The following is a 7,534-nucleotide window of genomic DNA, read 5'->3' on the forward strand; positions in this document are numbered from 1 at the left end:
CGCAACAACGGCCTTGCACCTCTTGAAATGAGGAACAAGGCCGTCGCTTAAATCTTTTATTATTTCATTGTCCACTTGACAGGGAGCAGTTCAAAGAGCAGTTGGGAGGTATTTTCAATTGGGTTCAAAAATCCTGTTCCAGACACTAACAAAGTTGTTGTTCAGGATACTACTATGACGGGAGCTATCTTTTAAAGGCTCACTTTGTTTGCTACTTATACTCAATAAAAATCAAAAGTAGACTAAAAAACGAAACCGAAGGTAGAACGAGCGTTCACCAAGGCAAGTTGACGAAGTATCCTTTTGATTTTTAAAGAGTATAATTTTAGAAAGGCTGGGACATTTGCTAGTCTCTGGTATGATTAAGCTGAGAATACCTTCTCATACTTGGGGAGGGTCACCTCTACGGTCTCTTTGAGAGCCTTGCCAGCTTCTCCCTTGATAGCTGTATCAATCTGTTCATAGATATTTTTCATGGCAACTTGGGTCGCCAGAGCGATCTTCTTTCCGTCCGTGTCAAATTCCTGCTGGATATTCTTATGGTTTCCCTTAATAAGACCAGCCTGTACATGAGCAGCCTCTTCCTGTAAGGAGCGAATGATTTCGCTTAGTTCTACTTCATGATCTTCTTTTGAATAATAGTCAGTGATCAATATCATAGTATTTCCTCCGTAGATCCTGTAGTGTCTGCTCTATCTGATCACGCTCCTGATAAAATTGGTACCGGCTCTCTTCTATTTCCTCTTCTAAGGCACGGGACATCACCCTGTAAACCCATTCGGACTCATCTTGGTATTCCTGTACTTTTCGATAGAAATGCCCTGCTTCGTCTTGACTAGCCCCATAGCGGACAAGCAACCACTTCATTTTATCCTGTTCTTCTTCTAAAATGCTCGTGAGACGATGGCGACGGTCAGTCAAGTCCAAGCCTCTTTCTTCTAGTTGTCTCTTGTTGTGGTAGTAGTGATCTTCTTGTTCGAAAAGTTCTTGCTCTTTTTGACGAATGGAGGCTAGTAGGCATTCTAAAACTCTTTCTTGTACCATGTTTCAAATTCTCCTGCCAAATAACTGTCTAAGGTGACTTGCTCTTCTACAGCCTGATCCAGTTTGGTTTTTAAGTTATCAAAATGAGTGGACAAGTCTTCCATTTGTTTTACCTTTTCTTCGGCATAGGTCTGAAAATCGCCCACCATTTTCTCATAGGTCACACCGTGAGAAGCAAAAATCTCCTCCACTTCCCAAGGAGAGAGGTGCGAGTAGATTGAAAAATCAATATCAGCCCAAAGAGCCTCTACTTCTTGAACTGCCTTATCTTTTAAACTGGTTAGTTCATCTAGGCCTGCCTTGGCAGCCCCTGTCATGGCGGAGCCTACAATGGCGCTTTGACCTGCATCCAGAAAGATGGTTTCCTCTGCACTCAAGCCTCCTCCTGTTTTCTGCCATTTGGACTTCAAGGACTTGAACCCTGCCATCTGGCGGGCGCTTTGCGCAAAAGCGGTCACAGCCCCACTCATAATGGGTTTGCCAGTCTTTGCATCTACGACCTGTCCGGTTTTTTTGTCGAATTCCCAATCTGTTATATCATGGCTTGTACCATCTGCCCAATAAATGGTACCAAGGCTCTCATCATAACCACTCCAAGTTGGGTCATTTCCTGGACCGAATGCCACAACACCATCCTTTCTCTTCCGATAGTCAATAAAGGAGCCGGGATGAGCTCGGATAAAGTCCTTTTCCCCCTCACTCAAGGAGCCGTAGTGAAACCATGCGTTAAAGGTTGTCGTTGGAATACCGTATTTAGCTCCTACTTTTAACATATAGGCAGACTGGGAGTAGCCGGACAATTGTGTCACCTGTTGAACCCGTTTGTCCTCTAGCACCTCTTGAACAAAGGCCTCTGCCACTTGATACTGGGGAGATAGGTAGTGTTCGTTGTTTCTCTTCCGGTCTGTGTCGCCAACTATAGCGGTTGCCAAATCAACTGTCTGAATATCTGTAGCTGCTGCAATGACTGCCACACTACTATAGTCAGGCTCTCCGTCCACGATTGGTGCAACTGCCATACCATCAAAACCTGTTAGGGGGTCCGAATGGGTCTTGATGACTTTGAATTGTTGTCCGCCTGACATTCGAATTGTATTACTTTCATTGGGTAATAATTTATCATCTGGCTTGTCAACGATATATTGATATTCCCCACCTTCTGCATTTCCTCTATTAACAAAATCTGGATTGACACTAAAGACATTCCGCCCATGATTTAAAATGTTGAGTTGCTTATCTGTATATTGAAACGGCATCACTCAATACTCTCCTTTCCATCGGAAAACAATACTTTTACCTTGCTTTGAGTACTTCCTTCATGTTCAGATAATATTTCCGACTCTGCCATCGTCACAACCCCTGAACGATTTATTTTATCAGATAGGCTGTGTCCCATGCCATACCGCACAACCTCTCCGTCAGAGAAGGTTAATGTGACAGAACAACTCCAACTTCCTGGTGGCTTTGCATAATGTGGCTTACCAATCTCTATCTCCTCAATATCCCGATAACTATTTTTCAAGGCTTTGACCAAACTCACTTCGTAGGTTCGATTTCGCTCTTCTTCCGCAACTTTTTGTCTTTGATGATGGATGCCCAATACCATCACTATTCCTCCTAAAATGACCAGTAAAAGGACTACTTTCTTTTTCATCTTCCAGCCTCCTCCTATTGAGCTACCGTTCTTATCTGTATCTGTTTATCTATTATCATTATACCCTATTTTTCAAGGAGATACTATAAAAACATAAGAAAAATACTTTATTCTCTCTCAATAATTGCATTATAATACTTTCGTTTTAAAAATAAGATGCGAGGGTGTCAAGAGCAAAGTAAAATAAGATAAGATACAAAGCCCGTGAAAAACTCAACGTAAAAATAGGAAACTTCGCGAAGACGCTTGCGTCTAGCAAAAGTTTATCTTTTTTACACAACTTGTCCGAGAAGTTCTTGCTCTTTTTGACGAATGGAGGCTAGTAGGCATTCTAAAACTCTTTCTTGTACCATGTTTCAAATTCTCCTGCCAAATAACTGTCTAAGGTGACTTGCTCTTCCACAGCCTGATCCAGTTTGGTTTTCAAGTTATCAAAATGAGTGGACAAGTCTTCTATTTGTTTTACCTTTTCTTCGGCATAGGTCTGAAAATCGCCCACCATTTTCTCATAGGTCACACCGTGAGAAGCAAAAATCTCCTCCACTTCCCAAGGAGAGAGGTGCGAGTAGATTGAAAAATCAATATCAGCCCAAAGAGCCTCTACCTCTTGAACTGCCTTATCTTTTAAACTGGTTAGTTCATCTAGGCCTGCCTTGGCAGCCCCTGTCATGGCGGAGCCTACAATGGCACTTTGACCTGCATCCAGAAAGATGGTTTCCTCTGCACTCAAGCCTCCTCCTGTTTTCTGCCATTTGGACTTCAAGGACTTGAACCCTGCCATCTGGCGGGCACTTTGCGCAAAAGCGGTCACAGCCCCACTCATAATGGGTTTGCCAGTCTTTGCATCTACGACCTGTCCGGTTTTTTTGTCGAATTCCCAATCTGTTATATCATGGCTTGTGCCATCTGCCCAAAAAATGGTACCGAGGTTCTCATCATAACCACTCCAAGTTGGGTCATTGCCTGGACCGAATGCCACAACACCATCCTTTCTCTTTCGATAGTCAATAAAGGAACCGGGATGAGCTCGGATAAAGTCCTTTTCCTCCTCACTCAAGGAGCCGTAGTGAAACCATGCGTTAAAGGTTGTCGTTGGAATACCGTATTTAGCTCCTACTTTTAACATATAGGCAGACTGGGAGTAGCCGGACAATTGTGTCACCTGTTGAACCCGTTTGTCCTCTAGCACCTCTTGAACAAAGGCCTCTGCCACTTGATACTGGGGAGATAGGTAGTGTTCGTTGTTTCTCTTCCGGTCTGTGTCGCCAACTATAGCGGTTGCCAAATCAACTGTCTGAATATCTGTAGCTGCTGCAATGACTGCCACACTACTATAGTCAGGCTCTCCGTCCACGATTGGTGCAACTGCCATACCATCAAAACCTGTTAGGGGGTCCGAATGGGTCTTGATGACTTTGAATTGTTGATTGTCAATTTCTACCGTATTCTTTTCCCCAACATGAAGTATTTCTGAACTAGTAATAAAATCAAAGTCTTTTCTTTTAGCATAATTTTCGTTAACACTGTAAACATTTTCACCTTGATTCAGACTGTTTAATTGTTTATCTGTGTATTGAAAATTCATTGAACCTCCTCCTCCCCGTTTGAATAAATAATTTTGACTGCTGATACTGTTTCTCCTTTGTGAGATTGTAAATATTCCCAATCACCATTTTGTTTTCGCTTTATTCCAGCAGTTGAAAAATTATTTGTCGATATATTGTAACTTGTGCCAAATTGTATCTGCTTACCATCAAGAAATGATATTACTAATTGACAATGCCAATTAGTAGGTTTATTCTCAAATTCTACATCTTTAATTATTATTTCACTAATGTTGTCATAATTACTTTTTAATACTTTAACTAGACTGACTTCATATTTTCGATTTCGCGCTTCTTCCGCAACTTTTTGTCTTTGATGATGGATGCCCAATACCATCACAATCCCTCCTAAAATGACCAGTAAAAGGACTACTTTCTTTTTCATCTTCCAGCCTCCCTCCTATTGAGCTACCGTTCTTATATGTATCTGCCTATCTATTATCATTATACCCTATTTTTCTAGGGAATGCTATAAAAACATAAGAAAGATAATCATTCATTTTACGAACAAAATTTTGATTGACATTATAGACATTCTGCCCATGATTTAAAATGTTCAGTTGCTTATCTGTATATTGAAACGGCATTACTCAATACTCTGCCTCTCATCAGAAAACACTACTTTTACATTCCCTTCTGTACTTCCATAATGTACAGATAATATTTCCGACTCTGCCATCGTCACAACCCCTGAACGATTTATTTTATCCGATAAGCTGTGTCCCATCCTATACTGCACAACCTGTCTATCAGAAAATGTTAATGTGACGAAACAACTCCAATTTCCTGGAGGAACTGAATAATCGGGACTGCTTAGCTCTATCCTCTCAATATCCCGATAACTATTTTTCAAGGCTTTGACCAAACTCACTTCGTAGGTTCGATTTCGCTCTTCTTCCGCAGCTTTTTGTCTTTGATGATGGATGCCCAATACCATCACAATCCCTCCTAAAATGACCAGTAAAAGGACTACTTTCTTTTTCATCTTCCAGCCTCCGTCAATTGGGTTATTGCCCCTTGTTTGTATATGCCTATCTATTATCATTATACCCTGTTTTTCGAGGGGTTGCTATAAAAAGATAAGAAAAAAACTCTATTCTGTCATAATAATAGTATAACGGTGTCTTAGTTTTAAAATCAGGTCTAGCAATAAGTCGATATGTATAAACAGCATGAAACATAGACTAATACTCTTTAAAAATCAAAAGGATCCTTCGTCCACTTGCCTTGGTGAAGGCTCGTTCTACCTTGGGCTTCGATTATAAGGAAATGAGCGGTGCTACTCTCATTTCCAAGCTTTCACAATTCTTAATTGTGAAAGCTAGTCTACTTTTGATTTTTATTGAGTATAAACTCTATCTCTCTCATTATTATAGTTGTTTCCTTTCCTTTTAGTACTAGGCAAGGAGCTACAGGCTGCTTCAACAGTCTAATGACTGTTGAAGGCTGGAAATCATACTGACGATAGTCAGTAACAATCGTCGAAGTAATAAGAGGTAAACGAAATGAGTATCATGCGATGAGATAGGGGGTATAGTAGTCTTCATCATAAAAAAACTCTTAGAAATAGCATGAAAATAGCTTTTCTAAGAGTTTATTCTATGGGAGTGCTTCCCATTCTTCTCTGAGGATCCCATACTTGACCGAATCATAGTAGGCCCCTTGCCAGTAGCGAACCTTACGGATTTGTGCTTCCTTTGTCATGCTGAGTTTTTTAGCTGCTTTCATCATAGGTTGGTTGCCACTCCAAGTGGTCAGACCGATATGCTCCAGTTCTGGAATCCTTTCAAAAATATAGTTAATCCAAAGAGTGAGTGCCTGGGTACCGTATCCACAGCTCCAGTAAGTGGGGTCAAAGATGATGATGCCTATTTCAAGCCATCTAGTCTTTTCATTTTCCCAATAGTAGGAGACCATACCGATAGGGGATTCCTCAAGAAAAATTCCCTGTACTTGAGGGGATTGTAAAAAATGATAATCGTTGCTTTCCTTAAATGTTTCAAAACAATCAAAGGCTTGGTAGTCATCAAAGTAGGGGGCGTCCCATTTTTTCCATTCAGGTTTTTCTTGCCTGTAGCCGATTTTCCAGATTTTCAGGAGGTCAACTTCTTTAAAGGCTTGTAAGTAGACGGTATGAGACATGGTATTCATCCTCCTTGTTTCTTTCATTCTACCTTATCCAAAGGAAAAAATCTAGCACTCATTCAGCTCTAAATAGGAGCTGGGTGAGTGCTAGTAGTGAAATGCTTAATAATATTCTCCCTGGCGGTAGTCCCATGAGTTGAAGTGGTCTGATAGATGCATCATGATTTTATCAATGTCAAGACCCTTGCGGATGACGACTGGGCAAGGTGAGATGGAGCGGCTGTCCTTGCCTTGCTCTGGGATGAGCTTGCCCTCTTGGTCAACCATCGAGACCATGACCCCTTGTTCATAACGGGTCTCGATAGTCTTATCAGGTTGGATAGAGGCGACATAGTCATCTGCCTCGATGACGAGGTCTACTTTTGATTCAATGCGCTCACCGATACCATCTACCTTGCCACGATTTCCTTTTCCAGAGGGGTTGGCAGAAGAAGCGTAGACCATACGACCTTCCTTTTCCCACATTTCTTTAGCGATTTGCTCGCCAGCAAGACCAAACTTGATGACAAAGCAAGAGGTGCCACGAATGTCGGTCATTAATTCTTCTCGTCCATCACCAGAGGCTTTGAGTTTGGCATAGGCTTCCTCGCGCCAAGGGAGAATACAGCCAAGTAAGATATCTTCGTCCCAATGTTTTTGGTAGAAGGCATCGATTTCAGTGGTCATTTGTGCCAATTCACGGAGTTCCTCCATGCTTCCACAAAGTACGACACCGGGTTTATTGCGTTTGCGCTCCTTGGCATCAAATTTCCGCTCCAAACCAGCCTTGTCAGCGGTCATGATGATATAGCCAACCTTTGTAGGGCAGACAATGACGCCTCCGTTTCCTTTGATAATATCAAGTCCTTCTTGGGCTAGCTTCCCGTCCCAATGGATCTGTTTCGTCATAGGCTCAATCTCCTTGTTTAAATTTTCAGACAATTCAATTATATCAGAATTTTCGTAAAAATCAACCGCCTTCTGTAAGAGATCACGTCAAACGCATGAACGTTTTCTTATATCACTTTGTTTATTAAGCACTTTTTTTGAAGCAAGGATGGCTCATTTTCATCTTCCTCTCCCCTTATCTTCTATCTCTAAAACCTAA

9 protein-coding genes are annotated in these 7,534 nt (G+C 41.5%); all 9 read right to left on the bottom strand.

Features of this window, described 5'->3' with window-relative positions; translation table 11 throughout:
• Positions 1–362 precede the first annotated feature (362 nt).
• The gene (locus ACVPON_RS05355) at positions 363–659 is read right to left on the bottom strand and encodes a hypothetical protein (protein WP_462876902.1); all 297 of its coding nucleotides are present in this window, start codon (positions 657–659) and stop codon (positions 363–365) included.
• Complete coding sequence (locus tag ACVPON_RS05360) at positions 643–1,044, bottom strand: hypothetical protein (protein ID WP_462876904.1); 402 nt, start codon at positions 1,042–1,044, stop codon at positions 643–645. The genes ACVPON_RS05355 and ACVPON_RS05360 overlap by 17 nt, the downstream gene beginning before the upstream one ends.
• Positions 1,023–2,300, bottom strand: coding sequence for a hypothetical protein (locus ACVPON_RS05365; RefSeq protein ID WP_462876906.1), 1,278 nt, complete (start codon positions 2,298–2,300; stop codon positions 1,023–1,025). Before ACVPON_RS05365 ends, ACVPON_RS05360 begins: the two co-directional genes overlap by 22 nt.
• Complete coding sequence (locus ACVPON_RS05370) at positions 2,300–2,698, bottom strand: hypothetical protein (RefSeq protein WP_462876908.1); 399 nt, start codon at positions 2,696–2,698, stop codon at positions 2,300–2,302. Before ACVPON_RS05370 ends, ACVPON_RS05365 begins: the two co-directional genes overlap by 1 nt.
• 331 nt (positions 2,699–3,029) lie before the next feature.
• Positions 3,030–4,283 carry a hypothetical protein gene (locus ACVPON_RS05375; protein WP_462876910.1) on the bottom strand — a complete coding sequence of 418 codons (1,254 nt, stop codon included), beginning with the start codon at positions 4,281–4,283 and terminating at the stop codon, positions 3,030–3,032.
• Complete coding sequence (locus ACVPON_RS05380) at positions 4,280–4,687, bottom strand: hypothetical protein (protein ID WP_462876912.1); 408 nt, start codon at positions 4,685–4,687, stop codon at positions 4,280–4,282. The genes ACVPON_RS05375 and ACVPON_RS05380 overlap by 4 nt, the downstream gene beginning before the upstream one ends.
• Positions 4,688–4,888: 201 nt before the next feature.
• Positions 4,889–5,287 carry a hypothetical protein gene (locus ACVPON_RS05385; RefSeq protein WP_462876914.1) on the bottom strand — a complete coding sequence of 133 codons (399 nt, stop codon included), beginning with the start codon at positions 5,285–5,287 and terminating at the stop codon, positions 4,889–4,891.
• Positions 5,288–5,901: 614 nt separating this feature from the next.
• The gene (locus tag ACVPON_RS05390) at positions 5,902–6,453 is read right to left on the bottom strand and encodes a GNAT family N-acetyltransferase (protein WP_462876916.1); all 552 of its coding nucleotides are present in this window, start codon (positions 6,451–6,453) and stop codon (positions 5,902–5,904) included.
• Positions 6,454–6,549: 96 nt separating this feature from the next.
• Positions 6,550–7,335, bottom strand: a complete 786-nt coding sequence (locus tag ACVPON_RS05395) for an L-threonylcarbamoyladenylate synthase (protein ID WP_462876918.1) — start codon at positions 7,333–7,335, stop codon at positions 6,550–6,552.
• Positions 7,336–7,534 lie beyond the last annotated feature (199 nt).

The sequence above is a fragment of the Streptococcus sp. 1F3 genome (assembly GCF_054968985.1).

Bases quoted from the DNA above. Each gene is read 5' to 3' on its own strand.
- ACVPON_RS05370 (WP_462876908.1), bottom strand. From the start codon at position 2,698: ATGAAAAAGAAAGTAGTCCTTTTACTGGTCATTTTAGGAGGAATAGTG.
- ACVPON_RS05380 (WP_462876912.1), bottom strand. From the start codon at position 4,687: ATGAAAAAGAAAGTAGTCCTTTTACTGGTCATTTTAGGAGGGATTGTG.
- ACVPON_RS05365 (WP_462876906.1), bottom strand. From the start codon at position 2,300: ATGCCGTTTCAATATACAGATAAGCAACTCAACATTTTAAATCATGGG.
- ACVPON_RS05355 (WP_462876902.1), bottom strand. From the start codon at position 659: ATGATATTGATCACTGACTATTATTCAAAAGAAGATCATGAAGTAGAA.
- ACVPON_RS05360 (WP_462876904.1), bottom strand. From the start codon at position 1,044: ATGGTACAAGAAAGAGTTTTAGAATGCCTACTAGCCTCCATTCGTCAA.
- ACVPON_RS05385 (WP_462876914.1), bottom strand. From the start codon at position 5,287: ATGAAAAAGAAAGTAGTCCTTTTACTGGTCATTTTAGGAGGGATTGTG.
- ACVPON_RS05375 (WP_462876910.1), bottom strand. From the start codon at position 4,283: ATGAATTTTCAATACACAGATAAACAATTAAACAGTCTGAATCAAGGT.
- ACVPON_RS05395 (WP_462876918.1), bottom strand. From the start codon at position 7,335: ATGACGAAACAGATCCATTGGGACGGGAAGCTAGCCCAAGAAGGACTT.
- ACVPON_RS05390 (WP_462876916.1), bottom strand. From the start codon at position 6,453: ATGAATACCATGTCTCATACCGTCTACTTACAAGCCTTTAAAGAAGTT.